Raw genomic sequence first — 25,848 nt, forward strand, 5'->3', positions numbered from 1 at the left:
TTCCGGGGCGTGCTACCACTGACGTAGGAACAAACCCCAGAGGAGAAGTTGTGGCCGAAGACCTGCCTGTCCTTGTTGTTGGTGCTACGGGTTTCCTGGGCGGCCAAGTGGTCGATGAGCTTTTGAAGCGCGGCAAGAAAGTGCGGGCGCTGGTCCGGCCCGGCTCCAAGGCGGCCAAGCTTGAGGCCAAAGGCGTAGGGATTGCCCGGGGTGACATGCTGGACACGTCATCACTGATCGCTGCCATGACGGGAGTTTCCGCGGTGGTTTCGACGGCGGCGGGTTACACGCGTAACGACAAGAACGCCAAGTTGATCGACAGCTACGGCAACAGCAACCTGGCAGTCGCCGCCAAATACGCGGCCGTTCCGCGCTTCGTGCTGATCAGCATTCTCACCTGCGACCAGACTCCCCAGATCCCGCACTTCTGGAACAAGAAGCTCGCCGAGGACAAGTTCGAGGAGCTCGGCGTACCGTTCGTCGCGCTGCGCCCGGGGGCCTTCTTTGACCAGGCCGTGGGGATGGGAGGTGACCCGTTCTCCAAGGGCCGCTTTGTCTGGCTCGGGTCCAAGGACGCGCGCCTGACCTTCGTTCTTGCCAGTGATCTGGCTGGTTACCTGGCCGCAGCCGTTGATGCCGATGTAGCTGACGGCGAGCGTATCGATATCGGGTGGACGCGCCCGGTGACCATGCAGGAAGCCGCTGGGATCGCGGCCAGGCGTGCGGGAAAGCCGGTGAAGGTGATGTCCGTGCCCACGGGTGCCATCACTGGGCTGGGCAAGGCCACTGCCAAGGTCCTTCCCTTGGTGGGTGACATGGCCAGCATGGTTGCGTGGTTCGAGACCGGAAAATACGTTGCGGACACCGCCCGCCAGGAGCAGGTGTTCGGCCAGGTTCCCACCCCCGAGGACGCCATTGGACGGGTGGCTGAACGGTACGGCCACTAGTTGGAACGCCGTCGGATGGCTGGCGGCTAAGATAAATCATAAGTATCCTGATGACACGCATCCGGCCATGCCCTGAACACGTGCCGGACAAACATGAGGAGCACGTTATGAGAATCGGTTCTTCCATTGCCCTGATCGCCATCGGAGCTATCCTGGCTTTCGCGCTCGCCCCCGGAATCATCCCCTTCCTCGACCAGGTCCTGGTTGGCTACATCCTGATCGTGGTCGGCGTCATCGGCCTCATTATTTCGATCGCCATGTCCAACAGGACCCGCCGCACGGTGGTGGAGCGGCGCGGCGATCCCCACACGGTCGTCGAGCGGCGCCCCGAGATCTAGCAGCCGCAGCGAACGGAAAAAGCGCACGACGGCGGGCGTCCGCCGTCGTGCGCTTCCTGCGTCCGGACCGCGTTGGCCAAGTCGCCGCCGCCCAACGGCGTAGGCTGCTGCCATGGAGCAGACATTCGACATCGAATTGGTGAATCAGAACGAGTACCTGGTGCGCTGGGCAGCTGAAGGACAGTCAGGGGAGTCCCTGGTCCACACCAATCCCGAGTTCCTTGCCGAGGTTGGGCTCGAAGGCTTCGACGAGCAGCGCGTGGTCGAAGAAACCGCCGCATTCATGGCGGAGCATCAACCAGTGATCGACTTTCCGCAGACGGTTGACCTCGAAGAGATCGCCGCCGCTTATGCCGACTTTACGGAGCAATTGAAGGCACGGCTCCAGGCCGGCTAGCCGTTCCGCGTCACGATCCCGGCTTTTCCGCTACTTAACCGTCGTCCCAGTCAGTCGGCGCCGAGGGAGTAGCGGCCATCAATACCTACACACCTGAATCAATCGCGGCGTGGGCGTCGTCCCTGGAGTCCAGGACCGACCTTTGCTTCGATATTGCCGGGATCCATCGGGGCAAAGTCACGTTTTACGCCGGGCCAGGGGAAGGCGGGAACCAGGCGATCGCAGTCTTTGACCTACCCGGAGCCGGAACCTTCGTGGGCCGCCACCTCGATGGGGACATGGAGGACTGGGTGGCCGGCCTGCTTGAGGAAGTCAGGAGACTCGCGCCGGGGATGCCTGCTCAGGCCTGAACGTCCGCGGTGATGCGCTCGCCGTTGAAGTACTCAAGCTGCCAACCGTCGGTCGGGTGATGGTGGGCAAGGTTCAAGACCGCGTTCTGCACACTGTCCAGCGTGCGGCCGATCGCGCGGCTGAGGGTCAGGCGGATCAAAGTGCCGTGGGCAACCACCAGCACCCGCTTGCCCGCGAACTCTTCGGCGAGTTCCTCCAGGGCCGCGATGCCCCGCGCTGCAGCGTCGTGGTCACTCTCGCCGCCACGGAAGCCGCCCGGGATGCGGAGGGCCTCGAGTTCGGGCCCTGCCTGCAGTCCTTCCGCCGGTCCAAAGCTGCGTTCGATCAGCTCCGGAACCAGCCGTGCAACGGTAAGCCCGAGTCCGTCGGCGATGATTTCCGCCGTCTCTGCGGCCCGGCTCAACGGCGATGACACCACGGTGTCCCATTGCTGCCCGGACAGGAAAGCGACGGCGTCGCGCGCTTGGCCGCGTCCGACGTCGTTCAAGGGAATGTCCGTGGCCCCCTGCAACCGGCGCTCCGCATTCCAGTCGGTCTGGCCATGGCGGACGAGGGCGAAAGTTGTCAGGGTCATGCCTCCCATTGTGCCCTGTTGGCTACGGGGGCGCAGTTCCCTGCGTCACGTGCGGAAACGCCCGACGGCGGCAGGTCGCCGTCGGGCGTCGTGTTTGGGTGAGTGCCGCGCTAGTGCCGAGGGGCCTGGTAAACCGTCCGCCCACCCACCACGGTCCGGATGACCTTCGCCTCCAGGAGCGCGGTTGGGTCTGTCGCCGCCAGGACGTCCGTGTCCAGGACCACGAAGTCCGCGTACAACCCCGCAGCCAACCTTCCGATCTCATGCTCCGCCCCGCACGTCCAGGCCGAATCCCTGGTGGCGTGCTCGATGGACTCCGCCAAGGGGAGGGCAAAATCCGGAACGTTGGTCCCTGTGGCGGGGTCCAGCGCGGAAGCGCGTGTCGTGGCAACATACATGTTCGGCAGGGGCGCGTGCGGGGACGTGGGGGAGTCGGTCCCGAATGCCAGCCGTGCACCTGCATCCGTCATCCATGGCCACGCGAATCCGCGCTCCGTGCGTTCGTCACCCAGCTTGGCGCACCAGTTCCCGCTGATCGCGGGATCGGCGTGCACCGGCTGCATGCTGGCCGTGATTCCCAGCGCGGCGAGGCGATCGACGTCGGCCATGTCCACCAGCTCGAGGTGCTCGATCCTGTGGCGGCGCTCGCGGGGACCGTTCACCGCGACGGCGTGTTCGACGGCTCCGATGGCAATCCGCACCGCTTCATCCCCGATGGCGTGCATGGCAACCTTCAAGCCCGCAGCATCCGCCGCGGCAACTACGGGGGCCAGGTCCTCCAAGCTCCAGATGGGCTCGGCGTTCGAGCCATCGGCGTAGGGCATTCCCAGTGCGGCGGTGCAGCCATCGATGGTTCCGTCCACAATCACTTTGATGCCCACCACGCGCAGGAAAGGCGATTGATTCCCGACGGCGAGCTCGGCCGCCCGCTGGACCTGGGCGATGTTCTCCGTGGCGGACCCCGTGTTGTTGACCCGCCAGTACGCGATCAGCCGGCTGGTCAGGGTGCGGTTCTTGTCCGCGCGCCTGAACGCCTCGAGGTCGGTTTCATTGAAGCCCATGTCACACGCTGCGGTCACTCCGCTTTCCCGGTAGGCCTGTTGGACGGCTTCGATGCTCTCGCCGTGCTGGCTCCCACTGACTTGTGAATCGAGGAAAGGAAGCACGATGTCGTAGAAGGCGTTCTCGTCGATGTAGCCGGTAGCCCGCCCGTGGGAATCGCGCTTGATGGTCCCACCGAGGGGGTTCGTCGTCGTATCCGTGATGCCGAGCTCAGCCAAGGCCGCCGTGTTGACCCACACCGAGTGGAAATCGTAGGCGAAGGCGTACACGGGCTTGTCCGGGAGGACGGCGTCCAGCATTCCGGCGTCCGGGACGCCGCCCGGAATAGCGCCGTGGAGCCAGCCGGTGGCAAGGACGCGGTCATCGTGTGGGCGATCGATACTCCTTTCTTTGATCCGCTGTTGGATCTCTTCAACGGACTTGGCTCCCCACAGACTCACTTGGCCCAAGGCTTCTCCGGTGCCGATCACGTGGGCGTGCCCGTCGACGAATCCGGGCAGGACCAGCCTGCCGTCCAGGTCGATCCGCTCGGCGCCGGGGCTGAGCCGTTCGGCTGTGGCGACATCGCCGACGTAGAGGAGCCGTTCCTCCTGCACCACAAAGGCCTCAGCCCAGCGGCGGGTATCGGCGGTGAAGACGCGGGCATTGGTATAGAGCTGGGTGGTCACGCTGCGTTTTCCTTGCTTTCTTTTCCTGTATTGCCGATCCCGTCCATGGCGTAGCTGACGTCCAGCAGCAACGTGTTCTGGAGTGCGTGCAGCTCATCGCTGTCCGGCTCCGGCCACGTGGACAACTGCACGATCACGGTATCGCTGAGGGGATCAAGCCAAAGGTATTGGCCGTGGATGCCTATCCCGGTGACGTTGCCCCGTTCGTTTCCGGTGCACCACCACTGCCGGGTGTACGAGCCGCCCGGGTGTAGCGCGGTGAAGGAAGAATCTTCCATGGCGTCCGGGTCCCCGCCCGCCAGGATGGCACGGACCCACGCCTCGGAGGCCACCCTGCCGCCTGGACCTTTGCCGCCGTCGAGCATTAACCGGCCCACCCGGGCGAGGTCGCGGGCCGTGCAGGAAACCCCGCCATTGGCGAAGCCGAATCCGGCGGCGTCCACCGTGATGGTGGCGTCCCGGTCCGCGCCAATCCTGGACCACAGGTACTTGGCCAATGCGTCCGCATACCGTAGCCCCGTGACCCGTTCGATGATCCACGCCAGGACATCGGTGTTGGCGGAGCAGTACTGGAAGCGGGCTGGTTCGCCTGTGCTGCCTGGGCCGGTCAGGGTGGTGAGGAACGCATAGGTGTCCGTGGGGTCGCCGTCCCTGCGGGTCCGCCAGCCGGCGGAGCGATCATGGGTTTGGACCTCGGACGCCGGATCAAGGTAATCCTCGCGATAGTCAACAGCCACCGCCATGTCCAGCACGGCCTGGACGCTGGGGCCGTCGTACGCCGAGCCGATGAGTTCGGGGACGTAGTCCACCGCCCTGGCCGAAGGATCGATCTCCCCTGAATCCACCAAGGCGCCGATCACCAGGCCGCACAGCGATTTGGAGATGCTCATGACCAAATGAAGGTCATCCGGGGCGAATCCGGGCCGGTAGTACTCGGCGATGACCTGGTTGCCCTGGATAACCAGGAAGGCGTCGGTGTAGCTCTCCTCCAGCCGTTGCCTCAAGCCCTGCATGCCAAGGGTCTCCAGCCGTTCAGTAGTCCCGGCAGGGGTTGCCGGGAAGCGACGGGTAACTGCCGCCGTCGGAATCAGTTCACCAAGGTGCGCGAACGCCCAGCGGTTGTGCGGTCCTTCCTGCCAGGAATCCAGCGTTGGTTGGGCAGCAGCGCCGGGGTAACGGTCGGGGTGCTTTCCGGTGCCGGTCATGCCGCAGCGTTTTCGACGGCGGGGAGCACGCCGGGACGGCGCTTGGCGGCCAGGCGGGTCAGGGCGATGTAGATCCCGGCCGTGACCAGCAGGGAGACGGGAACGGACAGGTCCACCAAGCCCATCGCCGCGGCTATCGGCCCGGTCCACGCCGGGTTGGTGAGGAAGAGCGACGCGGACGCCGCGCCGAGGACGACAGCCAGCAGACCGGGGACATGCCAGCCGCCGTTGTACCAGAACGGGCTGCCAGGGTCCTCGTCAAAGAGCTCGGCGCCGCTGTAGCGGTTGCGGCGGAGTATGACGTCAGTGGCGAAGACGGCCATGGTGGGACCGGAGATCAGGACCAACAACTGCAGCATGAGGTTGACGGCGTCAAGCAGGCTGGTGGACATCACCAGGTAAATGGTCAGTGCCGTGCCGATCGCGCCGACCACCACCGCCGAAGGGATGCGCCGGATCGGTACTCCAATGGACTGGAATGCCATGCTGGCCGTGTACGTCGTCATGCCATTGAGGGCGATGGTGTTGATGATGACCCCGACGACGAAGATGGGGCCGAGCCAGGCAGGAAGAAGGGCCAAAAGGGCGGATTCGATCCCCAGGTCCATGGCCACGGCGTCGATTCCCGTGGCCATCAGCGCACCTGCTGCGGTGAAGAAGATGCAGGGCAGCGCGCCTCCGAGTGCAGTGGCGGCGATGATGCGTGAGGGCTTGGTGGACTCCGGGAGGTAGCGCGCCAGATCCGGGCTGTTGGTATAGGAAAGCGGTGTGGAAGCAAGAATGGCGAAGCCGATGGTCATCGCCGACCACAGGGGAGCGCCTTCCAAGGGTTCCGGGGCCACATACCCCCACTGTGCGTGCGGCAGGACGAACGCCGTGACCAGCAGGAAGATGGCCAGCAGCACGGATGCGACTGCGGGGTAGCTGCGAAGGATCAGGCCATGGCCGAACACGGCCACCAAGACAGTTACGGCCGCCACCACGATGGTGACGAGGACCGGCGCCAGGACCGGATCAGTGAAGCCAAACTGGCCCAGCAGTTCCGCACCCATGAACGATGACGCCAGCCAGTTCAACGCGAGAAAGACCGCCGAGATGAACCAGCCGAAGAAGGCGACAACAACCCTGTTGCCACGGATTCCGTAGATGGCGCGGGTGATGACGGAGCCGGACGTGCCGGCCGCCGGCCCGCTGGTTGCCACGATTCCTGTGAGGATCCACGGCAGGCTGCCGATGATGATCACCACGAAGGCCTGCCATAGCTCCAGGCCAAGAAGGATCAGGGAAGCGCCCACGGTGAAGTTCAGGACACTGACGTTGGGGGCCGCCCAGACGGGGAAGAGGTCGCGGGCGCGGCCGTGCCGTTGGGTGGCTTGGATGAGTTCAATGCCACGCGTTTCCGGATGGGCGAGGGGCTCCGGAATGCTGGCGTGCTGGGTCTTGGGGGGTTGGGACAACGCTGTTCCTTTCGGGCGGGGGCGGGTTCGCAGCAGTGGGAACCGGACCCGGCAACATGCTATTGGTCATGCGACCAACGTGCTATTGGTCACTAATCCAATAGACTGTTGGTCATGGTGTCAAGCCCCACATCCACGCGGACCCGAAAATTACCCGACGAGCGCCGGGCCGAGATCCTGGCCGAGGCCGCATCGATCGCCCTGGGCGAGGGGTTGGAGCGGATCACCCTTCGCGCTGTTGCCGACCGCCTGGGGGTCCGGCCCGGACTGATCAGCCACTACTTCCCGGCCGCCGAGGACTTGGTGATCGCCGCCTTCGTGCTGGCGGTATCGGAGGAGCGGGAGGAGCTGTTCCCCGACGGCGGCACGCCGGTGGAGCGCATGGCCCACCTGATCTCCCGCGTGGAAGGCGATAGTGCCGCTCCGCTCTCGCGTTTATGGCTCAATGCACGTCATCTCTGCAGGTTTACGCCCGCTTTGGAGGAGGCGCTCCAGGCCCAGGAGCACCTGGACAGGTCCCGCCTGATGGCCCTGATAGATGACGGGGTGGCTGCCGGTGAGTTCGCGGTGGATGACTCTTTTGCTGCCTGCGTTCGGATCCTGGTGGCCATTGACGGGGTGGGCGCCTATGTGAATAACGTGGGGTCGTTCGAAGAGGAGGCCTTTACGCGGTTCGTCACTGACGTGGCCGAATGGTCGCTCGGCGTTCCCGGGGGCAAGCTCCGGGCCGCGGTGGACCAACTTCGCCACGGATGACGCGGCGCCTGGTGTGGTGCCGGCCGAGGTGTCGCCGGAGGCGCCACGTGAGGCGTTACGTGAAGCGCTCCATTGTCCTTCCGGCCATTTAATCAGTATCCTGATGACTTATCTGGTGAAACCGGATGATGCTGTTTGAGCTGAGTTGCTCAAGCCGCCAGGGCTGAAGCAACCGGTCAGGCGGCTACGTGAAATGTGATTGACGGCATTACCTGGTACCGGCGGACAGTGGTTTGGTCCGTGACGCGCCAGGTAGTCCCAAAGGACGTGACAACCGTGGGCTACAACCAAAAAAACGGGGGCTCAGGCGCCTCCGATTCCGTGGACGGCGGGGGACCGAGCGGCGCACTTGATGGCCGCTACCAGTTGGGACCCCTCCTGGGCAGGGGCGCAATGTCTGCTGTCTATCGGGCCACCGACCTGGTGCTCGGCCGCGAGGTTGCGGTCAAAATCTTCCTGCCCGGCTCAGGAGACGACTCGTTCCGTGCCCGCCAGGAAACCGAAATGCGCCTCTTGGCTGCCTTCGACCACCCCGGATTGGTGGCCGCCTTCGATGCGGGCGTGGACACGCGCAATGACGAGGAACGCGCCTATCTGGTCATGGAACTCGCCGGCAGCAGGGATCTCCGGGCTCTCTTGTCCGAGGGCCCGCTGACGGTTCCCGAAACCGCGCGGATCGGAATCATGATCGCCGGGGCATTGGCCCAGGTCCATGAGCACGGTGTCATCCACCGCGACATCGAGCCCGCCAACATCCTGGTGTCCGACGACGACGGGCTGGCGGAGTCGGTAAAGCTGGCGGACTTCGGGGTCGCCTTGGTGATGAACGACAACCGCCTTACCGCTACGGGTTTCACCGTGGGCACCGCCCAGTACCTTAGCCCCGAGCAGGCACAAGGATTGCACCTGACCCCCAAGAGCGATATCTACTCGCTGGGTTTGGTGCTCCTGGAATGCCTGACAGGCTATGCGGAATATCCGGGAACGCCCATCGAAACTGCGTCGGCACGGCTCCACAGGGCACCGCAGGTACCGCTGGAACTGCCCGCGCCGCTGCGCTCCCTGCTCCAGGCAATGACGGACATGGACCCTGAGATGCGCCCCACCGCGCACGAGGTGGAGCAGGCGCTTTCGGAAGAGCGCATTCAGACCGGGCGCAGGACAGCCGTCCTGCCACCACTCCCGCAGCGGACACCGCTCGCGACGACGGCACGGACACCCAACGTCGTCGGCCATGCCGGCCGTCCCCCTGCCATCCGCCCCCGGACAAGAAGGCCGGCGACGATTACCGGCATTCGAGACTTGAGCAAACGCCGGCCCAAGACCGTACGTGGTGTGGCGGCGGCAGTCGTGGCAATACCGCTTGCTGCGCTGGTACTGTCCCAGGGTTTGACTCCGACTGCCAACACGGCAGATCCGGCCAAGCCCGCCAGCAATGATGTGTCCCAGGCCGACCCGCAGCCTGCCTCACCGGTCCTCCCGGTGCCGGCAAGTCCGTCGCCCGGTGCCGTGCCGGCGGAGGTGGCCGACCTTCAGCAGGCGTCCTTGCCGGAGCCGGTCCTCCAAAACAATCCGGTCCCGGACAACCCTGGCCAAAGCATTCCCGACCAAACACAGCCCATTCTGTCCCCGGCTGATATGAAGGGCGCGGACATCGCCAAGACCAAGAGCGACGGCAAGAGCGTCAAGCCGGAAAAGGACAAAGACAAGCCGGGTAGGTAAGTAGCGTCGGTGGAGTCCTACGTCCCGGCGGGAAAGCTCACCGCGATGGTGGTGCCGCCGTCGGGCGTTTCACTGATACTGAGGTCCCCGCCGTGGGCTTTTGCGATGCTGCTGCAGGTGGCCAGGCCCAGGCCGGAACCCGGGCCGTCGCCTTCACGCCGCAACCGCACCAAAGGCTCCAGCACTTTGTCGCGGTCTTCGGGTTTGATGCCCTTGCCGTTGTCCGCCACGGAGATCGTTGCGCCGTGGTAATTGGACACCCCTGTGATCGCCACCCGGAGGTCGCGCTCGGGGCTGCGGTAGTTAAGGGCGTTGGACAGCAGGTTCTGCAGGAGCGTCCGGAGCTGGCCGCGGTCCGCGTGAATGGTCATGTCCTGGACGCTTACGATGTCATCGTTCTCGATTCCCAGATCGCGCACCACCTCTTCGCTGACCTCACGCAGCGAGACCCGGTCCGGCTGGATGCTACCCCCAACCCGTGAGTAGCTGAGGACGTCTTCGAGCATTCCCAGCATCCGCCGGCCGCTGGCGCCAATACGGTCCAGATACCGCGCGGCAGGGCTGTTGGGCTCAATGTCGGGGTCGTCCTCCACCAGTTCCACGTAGCCCAGGATGGTGGTCAGCGGAATGCGGAGGTCATGGCTCACCCGGCCTGCGAAACCGGCGAGCTTGGCGTTGCTGGCCCTGAGTTCGGAATAGGTGCGGTCAAGTTGTGCTGTGCGGTGCTGGAGTTCCAGCAGCTCAACCACCTGCTTGGCAAGGACCTCCAACATCCCTACCTGTTCCTGGGTCAGCTCCCTTGTCTTGTCCGAAAAGACGCACAGGGTCCCCGGCACGAAGCCCGATTCGGTTTGCAGCGGCACTGACGCATAAAAACGGACGTTGCCGATTTCCCCCGTGACGAAAGGGTTGTCGGCGAAACGCGGGTCCTGGGAGGCGTCGGCCACAACCGTCCGCTCGCGGGAGAGGAACACCTTGGCGCACATCGAGTCCTCCCGGGAACAGACTCCGGGTTCAACACCCCAGGCCCCTATCTGGTGCTGGTATTTGGCGCTGATGATGTTGACCACGCCAAACGGCGCACCGCAAAGTTCGGTGGCGAGCCTGACGAGGTTCTGCAGCGCGCTCATCACGGCGGCATTGGGGAGAAGGACGGAATCCATTGCAGGGTCAAGGCCGTATTCCTGGAGCTCCATGTCACGGCCGAAGTCCGTGGTGAAAGACAACCGTCCTTGAATTTCCGTCATTGAAACCAACCCCCAAGAGTCTCGTGAATTCCCTGCCGATACTACCGGGCCGTTCCACCCAGTGGTTTACTGGGACGCATGACCGAGCAGGAACCGGCCACCGCCGGGTCTACTGGCAATGTCAATCCCTCCGAACGCACCCCCGCGGAGCGGTCCCGGACCTTCACCGGGATCCTGGTCAATACCGCCTTGGCCAACATCACCACGAGCTATTTGTGGTTCGCGCTGACGTTCTGGGTGTACCTGGAGACCCGCAACGTGATCGCCACTGGAGTGATCGGCGGGGCGTACATGCTCCTCATTGCCCTGTCCAGCATCAGCTTCGGCACCTTCGTGGACCGCTACCGCAAACTTGCGGTGATGCGCTTCGCCGCCGGCTTCACCCTGGTGATGTTCGTGCTGTCCGGAGTGATGTTCCTGTTGACACCGGAACAGGCGCTGCTGGACCTGTCCCAACCGTGGTTTTGGATCTTTACCCTCATCATCCTCGTCGGTGCAGTGGTGGAAAACATGCGCAACATCGCCCTGTCCACCACGGTCACCATCCTGATCGAGCCGGACAGGCGCGCCAATGCCAACGGGCTCGTGGGCATGGTCCAAGGCCTTATGTTCATCGTTACCTCGGTGCTTTCGGGACTCTCGGTGGGGCTTCTGGGAATGGGCTGGACGGTGGTGGTGGCGCTTGTGCTCACTGCGCTGGCCTTTGCCCATCTGCTGACCCTCCGCCTGCCCGAGGAAGTGCGGGCTGCGGCGTCCGACGCCCAGGGTGGGTTCGATTTCCGCGGCTCCTGGGCGGCCGTCATGGCGATATCAGGGTTGTTCGCCCTGATCATTTTCTCCACGTTCAACAACTTCATCGGCGGGGTCTACATGGCATTGATGGACCCGTACGGCCTGGAGATGTTCCCCGTGGAAATCTGGGGCACTGTCTTCGCGATCGGCGCCACGGGATTCATCCTGGGTGGTGCGTTGATCGGGAAGTTCGGCCTTGGTGCCAACCCTTTGCGTACCCTCCTCATTGCCGTGGCGGTGATGGGGATCGTGGGCGCCGTCTTCACCCTTCGGGAGTGGGCGTGGCTGTACATTGCCGGTATCTGGCTCTACATGGCGTTGGTGCCCGTGGTGGAAGCAGCTGAGCAGACAGTCATCCAAAAGGTGGTTCCCCTCCCACGGCAGGGCAGGGTCTTCGGCTTCGCCATGGCCTTCGAATCGGCAGCCGCGCCCATCACGGCCTTCCTCATAGCGCCGATCGCTCAGTACTGGATCATCCCCTACGCGCGCTCGGCTGAAGGTGCCGAGCAGTTGCAACCTTTGCTGGGTGAGGGTACGTCCCGCGGCATTGCGCTGGTGTTCCTTGTGGCGGGCCTGATCATGATCGTGGTGGCCCTCCTCGCTTTCCTGACGCCTGTCTACCGCCGCGTCACTGCCTCCTATGCGCAGGCCGCCGAGGAAGAACAGGGCGAGAACGCCGACACCTCCACCATGCGTTGAGGCCGGTTACTGCCCCACTTTGACTACTGAAACCTCGACGGCGGCCGTTGCGTTTCCCAGGTGACCGCGGACTGCCGCGACTACTTCCCGGGCTACCTCCGGTGCCGGACGGAGGATTCCGACGCCGATCCTGGCCTTAACGGCCAGGCCCCCACCGGGCGTGGTGAGGCTGATCAGGGGCAGGGATTCTCCTGTCACAGCTGCCACGGCGGCGCCGGCAATCGACTGCCACTGGCCACGGGATTCATCACACTCGAGTTTCTGTGATGTGAATCACTGCCGCACACTCTGGCTGGCATGTTTAGTTAGTTTGCCATATAACTAGCTTGTCGAAACAAATTCTCGCGGAAGGGCGCCAAAATGACTGCAGTACTTGTGGCTGGGAAGAAGGATGCTTCTCTCCCGGGCCCCGCGACGGAAATGCCGGAGCCCGGCTCATTGCTTGGCCCGGATCCCGCACAGGGGTCCACCCCGTCAAAAAGAACCGGGCTGCTGGATGTGGTCTGGACGGCCGCGGCCAGGGTGGAGGGCCTTCAATGGGAAATGGATGAAGCCGAAGACTGCCTGGTCCAGGCAATGCGAAGCGCGGTGGCTGCAGGGGCGGCCCTTCCCGACCTTGCGATCGCGTCCGGCCTGGGCTTCGCGGCCATCGAGCGGCTTATCGAAGAGCCGTCTCCTTTGCTTGAAAGCTTGAGCAAATCTTGAGATGACCCGGCGTCGTTCTTGAGGGCCCTGCCCGATGGTTGAACCATCAGCCAAAGGAGCTGATGGGAACTTCCAGGAAGGCGACCGAAATGACTGCTCAAAACACCGCCCCGGCCAACGGCGCCAGCCCCGCCCATGCTGCCATGGACGCCCGCTCCGGAGTTTCGGAAGCTGCTGTCCAGGTGGCGGACGTCCCGGGCCAGGCACGGGCCGTGGTTACTGTCCGCGAGCAGTTCAACCCCTTGGGAGCCGGGCTTCGAAGCATCTGGCCCCAATCGGTGGTCGGGTTCTAGGACCACTTCAGTTTTCGTTCGGGCAGGCACTCAGGTGCCTGCCCGTCGTCGTTAATGCCGTGGCTTTCACGGGGCGCGGGTGGGACGATGGTGTCCACTGGAAAACTAAGGAGGCTTGTCATCAAAGAGGAGATGAGGAAGGCCGCTGATGTGGCCGAAGAAGCCTCAAACTCACGGACTTTCGAGATCATCGCCCGTGCAGGGTATGCCGTCAGCGGGCTGCTGCACGTGCTCATCGGCGTCATCGCACTTCAATTGGCCTTCGGGCGGACCGGCGAAGCCGATGTTTCAGGAGCGGTGGCCTCGCTCGCGAGCCAACCCGCCGGCCCCATCCTTCTTTGGGCCTGCTTTGGTGCCTGCGCGGCGCTGGCGCTGTGGCAATTGGGCAACGCCATCCTTGGGGAACGGACCTCCAACAAGAAACTCACCAAGAGGCTCTCCGCCGCCGGCCAGGCCATCGTGTTTGCCGGACTGGCAGCCACCATTGTCTCGTTCGTGATGGGCCAGGGAAAGAACAGCCGTGAGTCCAGCACCGACTTCACCGCCAAGCTGATGAGCGCGCCCTTCGGGGTGTTCCTGCTGGTTGCCATTGGTGTGGGGATCGCCGTCACCGGCATCTTTTTTGCCGTGCGCGGCTTCCGGCAGACCTTCAAAAGGGATATCTCGCAGTCCTCGGAGGAGGCCGTTCGCAAATTCCAGGTGGGCGTCGGTGTGGTGGGCTACGTCGCGAAGGGCATAGCGCTTTTCCTGGTCGGACTGCTGGTGGTCATCGCTGCCGTGCGTGCCCAGCCTGAGCAATCAACCGGCTTGGACGGCGGCCTCAAGGCGCTGCGCGAACAGCCGTATGGGCCCTACTTGCTGGCCGCCGTCGCCGTCGGGTTGATCGCCTACGGACTCTTCCTGATGGTCAAGGCCAAGACGCTCCGGACCTAGCACCTTTGGTGCGGCGTGGCCCTGGGGACGCCGCGCCGTTTAGGTTCCCAGGCGCTGGGTACAGGGCAAACGAGCCGGGTATGAGGCAATCGAACCGTGCAGGCTATCTGAAAAGGGCAGAACCATGACCGACGACGAATTCAATCCGGACCGGAATGACAAGCCGCAACCAGGCGGGCGCCGTCTCGCCTCCGCGCCCTCGGACCCCCGCGGCGGCTATTACGCAGGTGAATTCCCCAAGCAGGAACAGCAACAGCCCGGGCTCACCAAACCCCTGGACCCACAACCGGACCATGGCGAGAAAAGTTACGTGGGGCGCGGCAGGCTGCAAGGCAAGACCGCGCTCATTACCGGCGGCGACTCAGGCATTGGCGCCGCGGTGGCCATCGCCTACGCCCGCGAGGGTGCCGACGTCGCCATCAGCTACCTTCCGGAGGAAGAGGAAGATGCACAGTCGACGGCGGAATGGATCCGTGAGTGCGGAGCGAGGGTTCTCCTTCTGCCCGGCGACGCGCGGGACGAAGGATTCGCTGCCGAAATCGTGGAACGCACCGTGCAGGAGCTTGGGGGGCTGAATGTCGTAGTGCTGAATGCGGCCTACCAAAAGAACAGGGAAGGTTTGGAGACCATCCCCACCGAGGAGTTCGACCGGGTTTTCAAAACCAACCTGTATTCGCTCATCTGGACGGCCCAGGCAGCCATTCCGCACCTTCGGCCGGGAGCATCCATCATTGTCACGACATCCATCCAAGCCTTCAACCCTTCGGCGCAGCTGGTGGACTACGCCATGACAAAGGCCGCGCAGGTGGCCTTCACCAAGGCCATGGCCCAGGAACTTGGCCCCAAGGGAATCCGCGTCAATGCCGTGGCGCCGGGCCCCATCTGGACTCCGTTGATCCCCGCTACGGAATGGCCCGACAAGCTGCCATCTTTTGGACAGGACACCCCGCTGGGCCGTGCCGGTCAACCTGCGGAACTGGCTCCCGCCTACGTGTTGCTTGCCTCTGATGAGGGTTCCTACATCTCCGGAGCAGTGCTGCCCGTTACGGGAGGCAAGGGGCTCTGACGTGATTGCAGTACTGGTAATAGACATGCAGAACGCCTACTTTGAGGATCCCGCCCTAGCGTCGCGCCAGACCGAAATCATCGCTGCCTGTAACTCCCTGACAAGCGCCGCGGAGGAAGCCGGGGCGAAGGTGCTGCTGGTGGGAACGGTGCATGAGCGGGACAAGTCCACCTGGAGCTTGAACATGCTGGAGGATGACCAAGGCTTCATCTTTCGGGGAAGTGAGCAGGCCGGGTTTGTTCCCGGTCTGCTCACTGCTGATTACCCCCGGCTCTCCAAGACCCGGGACAGTGCGTTTTTCGGCACCGACCTGGCCATGCGGCTCAGGAACTGGGGAGTGGACACGGTGGTCCTGGCCGGCGTCTCAGCCCACAACTGCATCGCGCAGACCGCAGCAGACGCCTTCGCCCACAACTTCAAAGTGATTTACGCAGCCGAAGCCATAGGCACGGAAAATGCTGAGGCCGCCGAGACCGTACTTCGCGTGTTTACCCGGGAGTACAGGCAGAATGTGCTGCCGTTGGATGAAATCCATCAGCTTTTGAAGACCGCCTAGCCCGCCTGGGTTTCCCTTTCCACGGGGATCCAGAGTTGACCGCGGCCGTGGGTGCCGTTGGCCTCCACCTGGACACTGAGCATTTCCGGTCCCGGCGCCCACCTGTAGGGGTTGGCCGGAAACCACTCCGTTGCGGCGTCTGCCCACATGCTTTGAAGTACCTCCGGGAACTTTCCTTCGGCTTCGAAGACCACCCATTGCCCGGCGGGAACCTCCCGGGAATCAAAGCCCTCGGGGGCGGCCTGCGTTGAGGCTACGGCGTGCCAGTAGTCCAGCTTGCTGCCTTCGGTGCGCTGCTCGTCAATGTTGTCAGTGACTGACAGGGGGCCCGAGGGATCCGTGTCCGCCCACTCCAACATTTGCCGGGTGAGTGTTGGTTCCAGGCTTCGCTGGAAATCGATGATGGCCTGGTTTGGCCCTTCGTGGACCAGCGGCACCCGGGCCTTCTTCCCAATGAGGCGGAAAGCTGCCTTGTCCACAATCCGGTGCTTCATGTCGGTGTTCCCTTCAACGCGGAGATGGAACCTCAATTGAGGTTGGGAATGGAGGACAGCGCCCGGACGCCTCGCTTCGGACGGCGTCAGCCCGTGCATGGCCTTGAATGCGCGGGTGAATGCCTCGGCGGACCCGTATCCATACCGAATGGCCACGTCCAGCACGGTCGCGCCCTCCAGGATTTCCGCGGTGGCCGCGGTAAGCCGGCGCCTGCGGACGTACTCAGAGATGGGGATTCCAGCAAGAGAGGAGAACATCCTCCTGAAGTGGTACTCGGACGTCAGGGCCGCCTGGGCCAGGACGCTGACCTCCACCGTGGCCGCCAGATCCTGCTCGATGATCCCCATGGCCCGGTTCCATTCCTGCACAATTGCCTCCATTCGTTGGGAACGACGCTACGCGGCGATCTTCTTCGATGCCCCGACAATCGATGCCTGAAAGTATCAGGGCGTCGGCAACGCAGGAACCCGGAGGCTGCAATGGCAGTCCTCCGGGTTCCGGGGTTATTCAGTTAATGCGGTTAATGCGGATACTCACTACGGTCGGCTTGAGCCTGAAGCCTCGTCGTCCGGTTCGGAAGAGAAGGGGCGATCAGCCGGGGTGTCTTCCGTGTTCTTGGCGTCGAGTTCGGCATCTGCTGAAGGCACCGTCTTCTCGGCGTAGTCGCCCTCGGTGTAATCGCCGCCGGCGTCTTCCTTCAGGGTTTCCGGTGACGCTCCGGCGTCACCGTAATCGCCCTCCGTATATTGGCCGTCGAGTTCTTCACCGTTGGCGTCGCGGTTCTGGTGATCAGCCATGGGTAGTCCTGCGGTTGGTCACCAGGCCGTAGATCAGCAGCACGATGATCGAGCCGCCGATGGCCAGGAGCCAGGTGGTCAGGGAGAAGAATTCCTGCAGGCCCGTGTTGAAGATCAGACCGCCGATCCAACCGCCCAGGAGGGCGCCGACGACGCCCAGGATGAGGGTCACGAACCAGCCGCCTCCCTGGCGGCCGGGAAGAATAAGTTTCGCAATAGCGCCGGCCAAAAGACCGAGCAGAAGAAAACCAAAGAAACCCATTTTTGCTCCTACTTTCTTGTTGATGGAAATTCCATGAACGTGATGAAGCGAGTAAGTTCACCGGGGGCTTGTTTCACGGTGCGGGCACCGCAATGGGGCCCCGGAGGCCCTATGGAATGTGGGGAGAGGAACTACTCATTCAACTCCGATGTATCTTTCAAATGCAGCCAATAAAGCACTCCTGCCGATTGGGTCGGACTCGGTACTACACCAGTAACGCTAGCCGCTCCGGGAACTAGTAGCAAGTAACCTGACTATTCTTGATCAAGCTGTAGCCTTGGGAATGTCAAGGATCCTGGAGTCTTGGTGTCGTTGTTGACCTGATGGTGCTGTCGTCGGGCTGGTGTAGGACGCGGCTGTCGGCAGGGGCCATTTCCGTCTTCGGGTGGCCTTTCTGCCGCTCGATTGCGGGGCCACTGAGGACTGCGGCATGTTTTTGGCCACGCAATTACCGGCAGTCTGCGACGCTTTGGTTTGCATATTGTCTGGATAAACGATCCTTGGGCCAGTCAATAGGAGTTGCCAATACGTGCCGGTCAATATTCAGGTGACATGGCACGCCGGGCGGGGCTAGGGTCGAATAAGAACAAACTCGGAAGGAGTGGGTGGCGTGAAAGGCAAAGCATTGTTCGCCGTTGGCGTGGCTGTTGGCTACGTCTGGGGGTCGAAATCATGGCCTGAGGTGTACCGGCGTGTTCGCGGAGGCACTGAGAAGGTCCTGAAGAACCCTGAAGTGCAAGAGAACGTCCACCAGGCAGCCGAGACGGTCCAGGAATCCGTTCCGGACATTTTGGAAAACCTGTACGAAGCCGGCAAGAAGCTGATGGAGAAGGCGGAGACCATGTTCCCGGGCCCCGCGACCACCAAGGCAGGAGATCGGTCAGGTTCCGGGGACCGGACAGGCTCCGGAAATCGGGCGGACGGCAGTGAGTCCAAAGTGGCTACTGTTCCGGTGGCTACCGGGGCTCCTGATGTTGCCTCGGACGTCGTCTCTGATCCCGCCCTCGATGACACTACGGGAACTGACTGGACTGACGAGGGTGGCGCGGCGCCGGAAGGCCCGGCCACCAACACGCCGCCCCGCCACTAACTGCCCCGGCTGTCCTGGCCGGTCCGGCTCACGGCGGCCAGGATTGCCTGGCCCAATTCGGCTGGTTTGGTGAATTGTGGCCAGTGGCCGGTGGGCAGATCGATGTAGTCAACGCTGCGGATCCTTGCAAGCTCAGCCGTGAAGGGGTGGCCCCCGTCCATCCACTCCTTGAGGAGGGACGACGGGAACTGGCACGCAATGACGGTGGCCGGCACCTCATAGCGCCGGACGTCGCGCAAGTGCTGCTGTTCGAAGGCGACACCCTTTGGTTCCGGTATGGCCCGCGCCCGGAAGGCTTGCTTTAGCTCGTCGGTCAGGTCCACCAGGTCTTCATCCTCGAACAGTTCCCACGGCGGCAGCGGGATGTCGTCGCCGTCGTCGGGTAGTTCATCGTTGATGACCCCACCCTCACCGAGCGGTCCGCTGTCCACGTAGACGGTGCGTGCCACGCGGCCCGGACGGGCATCGGCGACGCCGTGGATGATGGCCCCACCGCCCGAATGACCCACCAGGACCGCCTTGCCTTCAAGGGAGTCCACTTTGTCCACCACGGCTTCGATATGTGTCCGCAGGCCGATGCCCGCCCTGGACGAGTCCACGGATTCCAAGCCCGGCAGGGTCAGTGGATGAACCGTATGTCCCGCTGCCACCAAGGCCGGAGTCACCTCCTCCCATGACGACGCGTCCAACCAGAAACCGGGTACAAGGATGATGTCCATGCGGGTACCCTACGGGAGGCCACTGACACTTTGTAGGCCTCCTGGCCTGCTACCGGATGCTGGGGAGGGGGTTGACGGGACGTCCTTTACCGGTCATAGTTTTCGTATACGATTTCGTACTCGATAGCTGTGAAGATCAGATATCGGTCGGTTTTACAGGAGGAGGCGCCGTGACACTGGAGTTCCGGACCCAGGAAGTCAGCCAGGACATGCTGGCCCGGACCCGCAAGGTGATTGCGGTCCACATCAACTACCCCAGCCGTGCTGCGCAGCGCGGACGCACCCCTGCGCAGCCGTCGTATTTTCTGAAGCCCTCATCGTCCCTGGCCCTGGGATCTGCCGACGCTCCTGGCACTGTGGAGCGTCCTGCCGGTTGCGAGCTGCTCGGTTACGAGGGCGAGATTGCGCTGGTGATCGGCAAGTCGGCCCGTCGCGTGGGACTTGAGGACGCCTGGAGCCACGTTGAATGGGTCACGGCGTCGAACGACCTCGGCGTTTACGATCTCCGCTATGCGGACAAGGGTTCCAACGTCCGGTCCAAGGGCGGTGACGGCTTCACTCCGGTTGGCCCGGCGCTGATCCCGGCCGACGCCGTCGACCCGGCACAGTTGAGGATCCTTACCTGGCACAACGGTGAACTCGTCCAGGACGACACCACTGAAGACCTGCTCTTCCCCTTCGCGCAGCTGGTCGCTGACCTCTCCCAGCTGCTCACCCTGGAAGAGGGCGACATCATCCTCACCGGCACCCCCGCCGGCGCCTCCGTGGCCAAGCCGGGCGACGTCGTCGAGATTGAGGTCACCGGCGGTGGCTTCAGCAGCGGCCGCCTGACCACCAAGGTAACGGAAGGCACGACGCCGTTCGCGGACTTTGGTGCCCGGCCCAAGGCCGATGACACGCAGCGCGAAGAGGCTTACGGTTCCCGCGAGGCTGCGGGCCTGGCTCCCGCGGCTTCGGTCCTGACGCCGAAGTTGAAGGCCAAGCTGGAGTCGGTGGCTACCGCTACGTTGTCTTCCCAGTTGCGCAAGCGCGGGTTGAATAACGTGAGCATCGACGGCCTGCAGGCAACCCGCCCAGACCGGAAAGTGGTGGGCCTGGCCCGCACTCTGCGCTACGTGCCCAACCGCGAGGACCTCTTCAAGACTTACGGCGGCGGGTTCAACGCCCAGAAACGTGCCATCGATTCGGTGAACGAGGGCGAAATCCTGGTCATGGAAGCCCGCGGCGAAAAGGGCACGGGCACCGTGGGGGACATCCTGGCGCTGCGTGCGCAGGTCCGTGGTGCCGCTGCGATCATTACCGACGGCGGCGTCCGGGACTACTCGGCCGTAGCCGACCTGGAAATGCCCACGTACTTCGCGAACCCACACCCGGCCGTGCTCGGACGGCGCCACATTCCGTGGGATACAGACATCACCATCGCGTGCGGCGGCGCAACGGTCCAGCCAGGCGACATCATCGTGGCCGATTCCGACGGGATCCTGGTCATCCCGCCGGCCATCGCCGAGGAACTCGTGGATGACTGCATCGCGCAGGAAAAGGAAGAAGTCTTTATCTTCCAGATGGTCCAGGAAGGCAACAGCGTGGATGGCCTGTACCCGATGAACAAGGACTGGCAGGCCCGGTACGCCGAGTGGTCCGCCCAGCAAACCCCGGAAGGAGCCCACGGTGACTGAAACCGCCGTCGAGAGCGCCGCGACCGAAAGCAAGTCCCAGCAGGCCTATGCCGCGGTGAAGGCCCGGATCATCGAGGGGACGTACACGCCTGGCTACCGGCTGGTGCTCGCGAAAATCGCCGAGGACCTCGGGTTCAGCGTTGTCCCGGTGCGCGAAGCGATCCGCCGCCTGGAAGCCGAAGGGCTCGTGAAGTTCGAACGCAACGTCGGCGCCACAGTTGCCGGGATCGACCCCACCGAATACCTCTACACCATGCAGACCCTGAGCATCGTGGAGGGTGCGGCCACCGCGTTGTCCGCTCCGCTCATCGATCCCGCCACGATCGCCCGGGCACGGGCCGTGAACCAGGAAATGCGTGAATGCCTGGAACACTTCGACCCCGTCCGCTTCACCGCACTGAACCAGGACTTCCACAGCGTCCTCTTTGAACACTGCCCCAATCCGCACATCCTGGACCTGGTCCACCGTGGCTGGAACCGGCTGGCGTCCCTGCGCTCGTCCACGTTCCGCTTCGTCCCCGGCCGCGCCCAGGAATCCGTGCGTGAACACGAGGCCTTGCTCCAGCTCATCGAGTCCGCAGCGGATGCCGACACCATCGAAAAAGCAGCCCGCCAACACCGCGCCGCCACCTTGGACGCGTACCTCGCCACCACCAACTAAAGCAACGCGGGGTCACTTATGGCCCATAAAACCACCTCTAATGGGCCATAAGTGACCCCGCGTTGGAAGAAAAGGAAGACAACGATGACGACCTCAGTAGAAACCAGCAAGCATTACATCCCCGAGAAACTGCCCACGCACATCCAGCACTTCATCAACGGCGAATTCGTTGACTCGGTGTCAGGCAAGACCTTTGACGTCCTGGACCCGGTATCCAATGGCAATTACGCCACGGCCGCCGCCGGGCAGAAGGAGGACATCGACCTCGCCGTCGCTGCCGCCCGCGAAGCGTTCGTGAACGGTCCGTGGCCGAAGATGAAGCCGCGCGAACGTGCACGCGTCCTGAACAAGATCGCCGACGCCGTTGAGGCGCAGGAAGCGCGCCTCGCCGAGCTCGAGACGTTCGATACCGGCCTGCCGATCACCCAGGCCAAGGGCCAGGCGCTGCGCGCTGCCGAGAACTTCCGCTTCTTCGCGGACCTGATCGTGGCCCAGTTCGACGACGCCATGAAGGTCCCGGGCTCGCAGATCAACTACGTGAACCGCAAGCCGATCGGCGTCGCCGGTTTGATTACCCCGTGGAACACGCCGTTCATGCTGGAGTCCTGGAAGCTCGCACCGGCGCTGGCTACCGGCAACACCGTGGTGCTGAAGCCGGCCGAGTTCACGCCTCTGTCCGCGTCCCTGTGGGCGACGATCTTCAAGGATGCCGGCCTGCCTGACGGCGTGTTCAACCTGGTCAACGGCCTGGGTGAGGAAGCCGGCGATGCACTGGTGAAGCACCCGGACGTGCCGCTGATTTCCTTCACTGGCGAGACCACCACCGGCCAGACGATCTTCCGCAACGCCGCCGCCAACCTCAAGGGCCTCTCCATGGAACTCGGAGGCAAGTCGCCGTGCGTGGTGTTCGCCGATGCCGACCTGGATGCCGCGATCGACTCGGCACTGTTCGGTGTGTTCTCGCTCAACGGCGAACGCTGCACCGCCGGCTCCCGCATCTTGGTTGAACGCGCCATCTACGACGAATTCTGCGAAAAGTACGCCGCCCGCGCCAAGAACATCGTGGTGGGCGATCCCCACGATCCCAAGACCCAGGTTGGAGCACTCGTCCACCCCGAGCACTACCAGAAGGTGGCGTCGTACGTGGAGATCGGCAAGTCCGAGGGCAGGCTCCTGGCCGGCGGCGGCCGACCCGACCACCTGCCCGAAGGCAACTACATCGCACCCACGGTGTTTGCCGACGTCGCGCCTGACGCGCGGATCTTCCAGGAGGAAATCTTCGGTCCCGTCGTGGCCATCACGCCCTTCGAGAACGACGACGAGGCCCTCGCCTTGGCGAACAACACCAAGTACGGCCTGGCGGCCTACATCTGGACCCAGAACCTGACCCGGGCCCACAACTTCTCCCAAAACGTCGAGGCCGGCATGGTGTGGCTCAACAGCCACAACGTCCGCGACCTCCGTACCCCGTTCGGCGGCGTCAAGGCTTCCGGCCTGGGCCACGAGGGCGGCTACCGCTCCATCGACTTCTACACCGACCAACAAGCCGTCCACATCACCCTCGGCTCCGTGCACACCCCCAAATTCGGCGCCTAGTACCCAACTAAGTAACAGCAAACGTTCCACTGAGCCCTCATTGGAGCAGGTGCTGTCACCCAGTTGGGTTCCCACACCAACCTTTCAACGAAGAGAGAATCCCATGAGCAACACGTTTACCGGCCCCATCCCCACCCCCACGGTCCCCGCCCCGGACATTGTTCGCTGCGCCTACCTCGAACTCGTGGTCACTGACTTGGAAAAGTCCCGCGCGTTCTACGTGGACCTCCTGGGCCTGCACGTGACCGAAGAAGACGAGAACACCATCTACCTGCGCTCCTTCGAGGAGTTCATCCACCACAACCTGGTCCTCCGCAAGGGCCCGGTGGCCGCAGCAGCCGCCTTCGCCTACCGGGTGAAGTCCCCCGCCGAAGTCGACGCCGCCGAGGCCTACTACCGCGAACTCGGCTGCCGGGTGGAGCGCCGCAAGGAAGGCTTCACCAAGGGCGTGGGCGACTCCGTCCGTGTGGAAGACCCGCTGGGCTTCCCGTACGAGTTCTTCTACGACGTCGAGCACGTCGAACGCCTCACCCAGCGCTACGACCTCTACTCCGCCGGTGAACTGGTCCGCCTGGACCACTTCAACCAAGTCACCCCGGACGTCCCCCGCGGACGCAAGTACCTGGAGGACCTCGGCTTCCGCGTCTCGGAAGACATCAAGGATTCCGACGGCGTCACGTACGCCGCGTGGATGCACCGCAAGCAGACCGTGCACGACACAGCCCTGACCGGCGGCAACGGTCCGCGCCTGCACCACATCGCGTTCTCCACCCACGAGAAGCACAACATCATCCAGATCTGCGACAAGATGGGCGCCCTGCGGATCAGCGACCGGATCGAACGCGGTCCCGGACGACACGGCGTGTCCAACGCGTTCTACCTCTACATCCTGGACCCGGACGGCCACCGCGTGGAGATCTACACGCAGGACTACTACACCGGCGATCCGGACAACCCCACCGTCACCTGGGACGTCCACGACAACCAGCGCCGCGACTGGTGGGGCAACCCCGTAGTCCCGTCCTGGTACACCGAAGCCTCCTTGGTCCTGGACCTCGACGGCAACCCCCAGCCCGTGATCGAACGCGAAGACAAGTCAGAAATGGCCGTCACCGTTGGCGCCGACGGCTTCTCCTACACCCGCCCCGACAAGGCAACCGGCGAGGCCGCCGAAGGCTTCAAACTGGGGGCGCAGGTCTAAGCCATGATGGACGCGAAGACGATCGAAGCCATAGCCGACGAACTCCTGGAGGCAAACCGCAACCGCAAACCGGTGCCGCGCCTGACCGCCCGCTACCCGGAAATGACGGTGGAGGATTCCTACGCCGTGCAGCAGTTGTGGCGCCAAAGGAACGAGGAAGCCGGGCGCACGTTGGTGGGGCGCAAGATCGGCCTCACGTCCAAAGCCATGCAGGCCGCCACGGGCATCACGGAGCCGGATTACGGCGCGATTTTCGATGACATGGTCCTCGAAACCGGCTGCTCCGTGGAATGGGACCAGTACACGCACCCCCGGGTGGAGGTGGAGTTGGCCTTTGTCCTTAAAGACGCGCTGAAGGGGCCAGGCTGCACCATTTTCGATGTCCTCAACGCCACCGACTACGTGGTTCCGGCCCTCGAGATCCTGGACTCCAGGATCGAAATGGAGGGCCGGACCATCGTGGACACCATCTCGGACAACGCGGCGATGGGCGCCATGGTGGTGGGTGGCCGCCCGGTGCGGCCCGACGCCGTCGACCTCCGCTGGGTCTCCGCCATCCTCTACAAAAACCAGACCGTGGAGGAGACCGGAGTGGCCGCCGGCGTGCTCGACCACCCGGCCAACGGGGTGCACTGGCTGGCCAACAAAATCGCCGCGCACGGGGACTCCATGAAGGCCGGAGATATCATCCTCGCGGGCTCGTTTACCCGGCCCTTGTGGGTGTACAAAGGTGATACCGTCCACGCGGACTACGGACCCTTGGGAGTCGTGACATGCCACTTCAGCTGAGCTCCACCTTCTATTCGGCCCTCGCTGAGGCGGGACGCCCGCTGGCCGGCATGTGGGTCTGCTCCAGCAGTCCGCTCGTCGCGGAAATCTGCGCCGGATCGGGGCTGGACTGGTTGCTGATCGACGCCGAGCATAGTCCGAACGGCCTGGAATCCATCCTCGCCCAGCTCCATGCAGTGAGCGGCTACCCCTTGCAGGTCATGGTGCGCCCGCCGGTCAACGGCACCGTGGTCATCAAGCAATACCTGGATCTTGGAGTGCAGAACCTGCTGATTCCCATGGTGAACTCGGCTTTCGAGGCCGCCGCCGCAGTGGCCGCTGTCAGGTATCCGCCGCACGGTGTCCGTGGTGTTGGCTCCGCGCTGGCCCGGGCCTCCCGCTGGAACAGGATCCCGGACTACTTGGCTACCGCCTCGGAATCCATCAGCCTCACGGTGCAGATCGAATCCGAGGCAGCTGCGTCCGCCGTTGAGGAGATCCTGGCCGTCGACGGCGTGGACGGCATCTTCCTCGGCCCCTCGGACCTCGCCGCCTCCATGGGCCTGCTGGGACAGCAGGAGAATCCCTTGGTGAGGGCCGTCGTCGAGCATTGCCTTGAAGCCGCGAAAGCGGCGGGTAAGCCGGCCGGCGTGAACGCCTTCAATGAATCCACCGCACGGGCCTACCTCGACGCCGGTGCCTCCTTTGTGCTGGTCGGCGCCGATGTCGCGGTGCTGGCCCGGGAGTCGGAGAGGTTTGCCAAGACGTTCATCCCCACGCCCGAAGTGGTGGAGCGCGACAGCTACTGAGCCGCG

General features: G+C 63.8%; 28 protein-coding genes. 18 read left to right on the plus strand and 10 right to left on the minus strand.

Annotated elements, in window-relative coordinates; all coding sequences use genetic code 11:
• Positions 1-50: 50 nt before the first annotated feature.
• From PJL15_RS10105 to PJL15_RS10115, 3 genes are all read left to right on the plus strand, one after another.
• Entirely contained in the window at positions 51-947 is an 897-nt protein-coding gene (locus tag PJL15_RS10105) for an SDR family oxidoreductase (protein ID WP_281451013.1), read from the plus strand.
• A gap of 107 nt (positions 948-1,054) precedes the next feature.
• Positions 1,055-1,285: a DUF6458 family protein gene (locus PJL15_RS10110; RefSeq protein WP_018779783.1), complete on the plus strand. Its 231-nt coding sequence runs from the start codon at positions 1,055-1,057 to the stop codon at positions 1,283-1,285.
• Between the two features lie 112 nt (positions 1,286-1,397).
• On the plus strand, positions 1,398-1,682 hold the full coding sequence (locus PJL15_RS10115) for a hypothetical protein (RefSeq protein ID WP_281451014.1): 285 nt from the start codon (positions 1,398-1,400) through the stop codon (positions 1,680-1,682).
• A 340-nt stretch (positions 1,683-2,022) separates the two neighbouring features.
• On the opposite strand, the gene PJL15_RS10120 is transcribed toward PJL15_RS10115, so the two are convergent.
• The 4 genes from PJL15_RS10120 to PJL15_RS10135 form a co-directional block, all read right to left on the minus strand.
• Complete coding sequence (locus PJL15_RS10120; protein WP_281451015.1) at positions 2,023-2,616, minus strand: histidine phosphatase family protein; 594 nt, start codon at positions 2,614-2,616, stop codon at positions 2,023-2,025.
• A gap of 101 nt (positions 2,617-2,717) precedes the next feature.
• A complete protein-coding gene (locus PJL15_RS10125) occupies positions 2,718-4,337 on the minus strand; it encodes an amidohydrolase (protein ID WP_281451016.1) in 1,620 nt (539 codons plus the stop codon).
• Entirely contained in the window at positions 4,334-5,542 is a 1,209-nt protein-coding gene (locus PJL15_RS10130; RefSeq protein WP_281451017.1) for a serine hydrolase domain-containing protein, read from the minus strand. Before PJL15_RS10130 ends, PJL15_RS10125 begins: the two co-directional genes overlap by 4 nt.
• On the minus strand, positions 5,539-6,999 hold the full coding sequence (locus PJL15_RS10135; RefSeq protein WP_281451018.1) for a purine-cytosine permease family protein: 1,461 nt from the start codon (positions 6,997-6,999) through the stop codon (positions 5,539-5,541). Before PJL15_RS10135 ends, PJL15_RS10130 begins: the two co-directional genes overlap by 4 nt.
• A 114-nt stretch (positions 7,000-7,113) precedes the next feature.
• Between PJL15_RS10135 and PJL15_RS10140 the strand changes: the two genes are divergently transcribed.
• Complete coding sequence (locus PJL15_RS10140; RefSeq protein WP_281451019.1) at positions 7,114-7,755, plus strand: TetR/AcrR family transcriptional regulator; 642 nt, start codon at positions 7,114-7,116, stop codon at positions 7,753-7,755.
• Between the two features lie 276 nt (positions 7,756-8,031).
• Entirely contained in the window at positions 8,032-9,477 is a 1,446-nt protein-coding gene (locus tag PJL15_RS10145; RefSeq protein ID WP_281451020.1) for a serine/threonine-protein kinase, read from the plus strand.
• A gap of 17 nt (positions 9,478-9,494) precedes the next feature.
• Here PJL15_RS10145 and PJL15_RS10150 read toward each other — a convergent pair whose 3' ends face one another.
• Positions 9,495-10,724: a GAF domain-containing sensor histidine kinase gene (locus PJL15_RS10150; protein WP_281451021.1), complete on the minus strand. Its 1,230-nt coding sequence runs from the start codon at positions 10,722-10,724 to the stop codon at positions 9,495-9,497.
• A 78-nt stretch (positions 10,725-10,802) separates the two neighbouring features.
• On the opposite strand from PJL15_RS10150, the gene PJL15_RS10155 reads away from it, so the two are divergent.
• Complete coding sequence (locus PJL15_RS10155) at positions 10,803-12,215, plus strand: MFS transporter (RefSeq protein WP_281451022.1); 1,413 nt, start codon at positions 10,803-10,805, stop codon at positions 12,213-12,215.
• 6 nt (positions 12,216-12,221) lie between these two features.
• Here the strand turns inward: PJL15_RS10155 and PJL15_RS10160 are convergent, their stop codons facing one another.
• Complete coding sequence (locus PJL15_RS10160) at positions 12,222-12,422, minus strand: hypothetical protein (RefSeq protein WP_281451023.1); 201 nt, start codon at positions 12,420-12,422, stop codon at positions 12,222-12,224.
• Positions 12,423-12,575: 153 nt separating this feature from the next.
• On the opposite strand from PJL15_RS10160, the gene PJL15_RS10165 reads away from it, so the two are divergent.
• The 5 genes from PJL15_RS10165 (at position 12,576) to PJL15_RS10185 (ending at position 15,768) form a co-directional block, all read left to right on the plus strand.
• On the plus strand, positions 12,576-12,920 hold the full coding sequence (locus PJL15_RS10165; protein WP_281451024.1) for a hypothetical protein: 345 nt from the start codon (positions 12,576-12,578) through the stop codon (positions 12,918-12,920).
• 89 nt (positions 12,921-13,009) lie between these two features.
• The gene (locus PJL15_RS10170) at positions 13,010-13,213 is read left to right on the plus strand and encodes a hypothetical protein (protein WP_281451025.1); all 204 of its coding nucleotides are present in this window, start codon (positions 13,010-13,012) and stop codon (positions 13,211-13,213) included.
• Between the two features lie 132 nt (positions 13,214-13,345).
• The gene (locus PJL15_RS10175; RefSeq protein ID WP_281451026.1) at positions 13,346-14,146 is read left to right on the plus strand and encodes a DUF1206 domain-containing protein; all 801 of its coding nucleotides are present in this window, start codon (positions 13,346-13,348) and stop codon (positions 14,144-14,146) included.
• A gap of 124 nt (positions 14,147-14,270) precedes the next feature.
• The gene (locus PJL15_RS10180) at positions 14,271-15,212 is read left to right on the plus strand and encodes an SDR family oxidoreductase (protein WP_281451027.1); all 942 of its coding nucleotides are present in this window, start codon (positions 14,271-14,273) and stop codon (positions 15,210-15,212) included.
• Position 15,213: 1 nt separating this feature from the next.
• On the plus strand, positions 15,214-15,768 hold the full coding sequence (locus PJL15_RS10185; RefSeq protein ID WP_281451028.1) for a cysteine hydrolase family protein: 555 nt from the start codon (positions 15,214-15,216) through the stop codon (positions 15,766-15,768).
• Here the strand turns inward: PJL15_RS10185 and PJL15_RS10190 are convergent.
• The 3 genes from PJL15_RS10190 to PJL15_RS10200 form a co-directional block, all read right to left on the minus strand.
• Positions 15,765-16,631 carry an AraC family transcriptional regulator gene (locus tag PJL15_RS10190; RefSeq protein ID WP_281451029.1) on the minus strand — a complete coding sequence of 289 codons (867 nt, stop codon included), beginning with the start codon at positions 16,629-16,631 and terminating at the stop codon, positions 15,765-15,767. The genes PJL15_RS10185 and PJL15_RS10190 overlap by 4 nt on opposite strands.
• A gap of 168 nt (positions 16,632-16,799) precedes the next feature.
• Positions 16,800-17,060: a hypothetical protein gene (locus tag PJL15_RS10195; protein WP_281451030.1), complete on the minus strand. Its 261-nt coding sequence runs from the start codon at positions 17,058-17,060 to the stop codon at positions 16,800-16,802.
• Positions 17,053-17,322 carry a GlsB/YeaQ/YmgE family stress response membrane protein gene (locus PJL15_RS10200; protein WP_281451031.1) on the minus strand — a complete coding sequence of 90 codons (270 nt, stop codon included), beginning with the start codon at positions 17,320-17,322 and terminating at the stop codon, positions 17,053-17,055. Before PJL15_RS10200 ends, PJL15_RS10195 begins: the two co-directional genes overlap by 8 nt.
• Positions 17,323-17,932: 610 nt before the next feature.
• Here PJL15_RS10200 and PJL15_RS10205 point away from each other — a divergent pair.
• Positions 17,933-18,412 carry a hypothetical protein gene (locus PJL15_RS10205; RefSeq protein WP_281451032.1) on the plus strand — a complete coding sequence of 160 codons (480 nt, stop codon included), beginning with the start codon at positions 17,933-17,935 and terminating at the stop codon, positions 18,410-18,412.
• Here the strand turns inward: PJL15_RS10205 and PJL15_RS10210 are convergent.
• On the minus strand, positions 18,409-19,131 hold the full coding sequence (locus PJL15_RS10210; protein WP_281451033.1) for an alpha/beta fold hydrolase: 723 nt from the start codon (positions 19,129-19,131) through the stop codon (positions 18,409-18,411). The genes PJL15_RS10205 and PJL15_RS10210 overlap by 4 nt on opposite strands.
• A 170-nt stretch (positions 19,132-19,301) precedes the next feature.
• Here PJL15_RS10210 and PJL15_RS10215 point away from each other — a divergent pair, with 170 nt between their 5' ends.
• The 6 genes from PJL15_RS10215 (at position 19,302) to PJL15_RS10240 (ending at position 25,842) form a co-directional block, all read left to right on the plus strand.
• Complete coding sequence (locus PJL15_RS10215) at positions 19,302-20,807, plus strand: fumarylacetoacetate hydrolase family protein (RefSeq protein ID WP_281451034.1); 1,506 nt, start codon at positions 19,302-19,304, stop codon at positions 20,805-20,807.
• The gene (locus tag PJL15_RS10220; protein WP_281451035.1) at positions 20,800-21,468 is read left to right on the plus strand and encodes a GntR family transcriptional regulator; all 669 of its coding nucleotides are present in this window, start codon (positions 20,800-20,802) and stop codon (positions 21,466-21,468) included. Before PJL15_RS10215 ends, PJL15_RS10220 begins: the two co-directional genes overlap by 8 nt.
• A gap of 84 nt (positions 21,469-21,552) precedes the next feature.
• Positions 21,553-23,064: a 5-carboxymethyl-2-hydroxymuconate semialdehyde dehydrogenase gene (gene hpaE / locus PJL15_RS10225; RefSeq protein ID WP_281451036.1), complete on the plus strand. Its 1,512-nt coding sequence runs from the start codon at positions 21,553-21,555 to the stop codon at positions 23,062-23,064.
• A 103-nt stretch (positions 23,065-23,167) separates the two neighbouring features.
• Positions 23,168-24,265 carry a 3,4-dihydroxyphenylacetate 2,3-dioxygenase gene (gene hpaD, locus PJL15_RS10230; RefSeq protein ID WP_281451037.1) on the plus strand — a complete coding sequence of 366 codons (1,098 nt, stop codon included), beginning with the start codon at positions 23,168-23,170 and terminating at the stop codon, positions 24,263-24,265.
• Positions 24,266-24,268: 3 nt separating this feature from the next.
• Positions 24,269-25,054: a 2-oxo-hept-4-ene-1,7-dioate hydratase gene (gene hpaH / locus PJL15_RS10235; RefSeq protein ID WP_281451038.1), complete on the plus strand. Its 786-nt coding sequence runs from the start codon at positions 24,269-24,271 to the stop codon at positions 25,052-25,054.
• Positions 25,039-25,842 (plus strand): HpcH/HpaI aldolase/citrate lyase family protein, encoded by an 804-nt coding sequence (locus PJL15_RS10240; protein WP_281451039.1) that lies wholly within the window; start codon positions 25,039-25,041, stop codon positions 25,840-25,842. Before hpaH ends, PJL15_RS10240 begins: the two co-directional genes overlap by 16 nt.
• Positions 25,843-25,848: the final 6 nt, after the last annotated feature.

It is taken from the genome of Paenarthrobacter nitroguajacolicus (assembly GCF_029952445.1).
Taxonomy (GTDB): Bacteria; Actinomycetota; Actinomycetes; order Actinomycetales; family Micrococcaceae; genus Arthrobacter; species Arthrobacter nitroguajacolicus_B.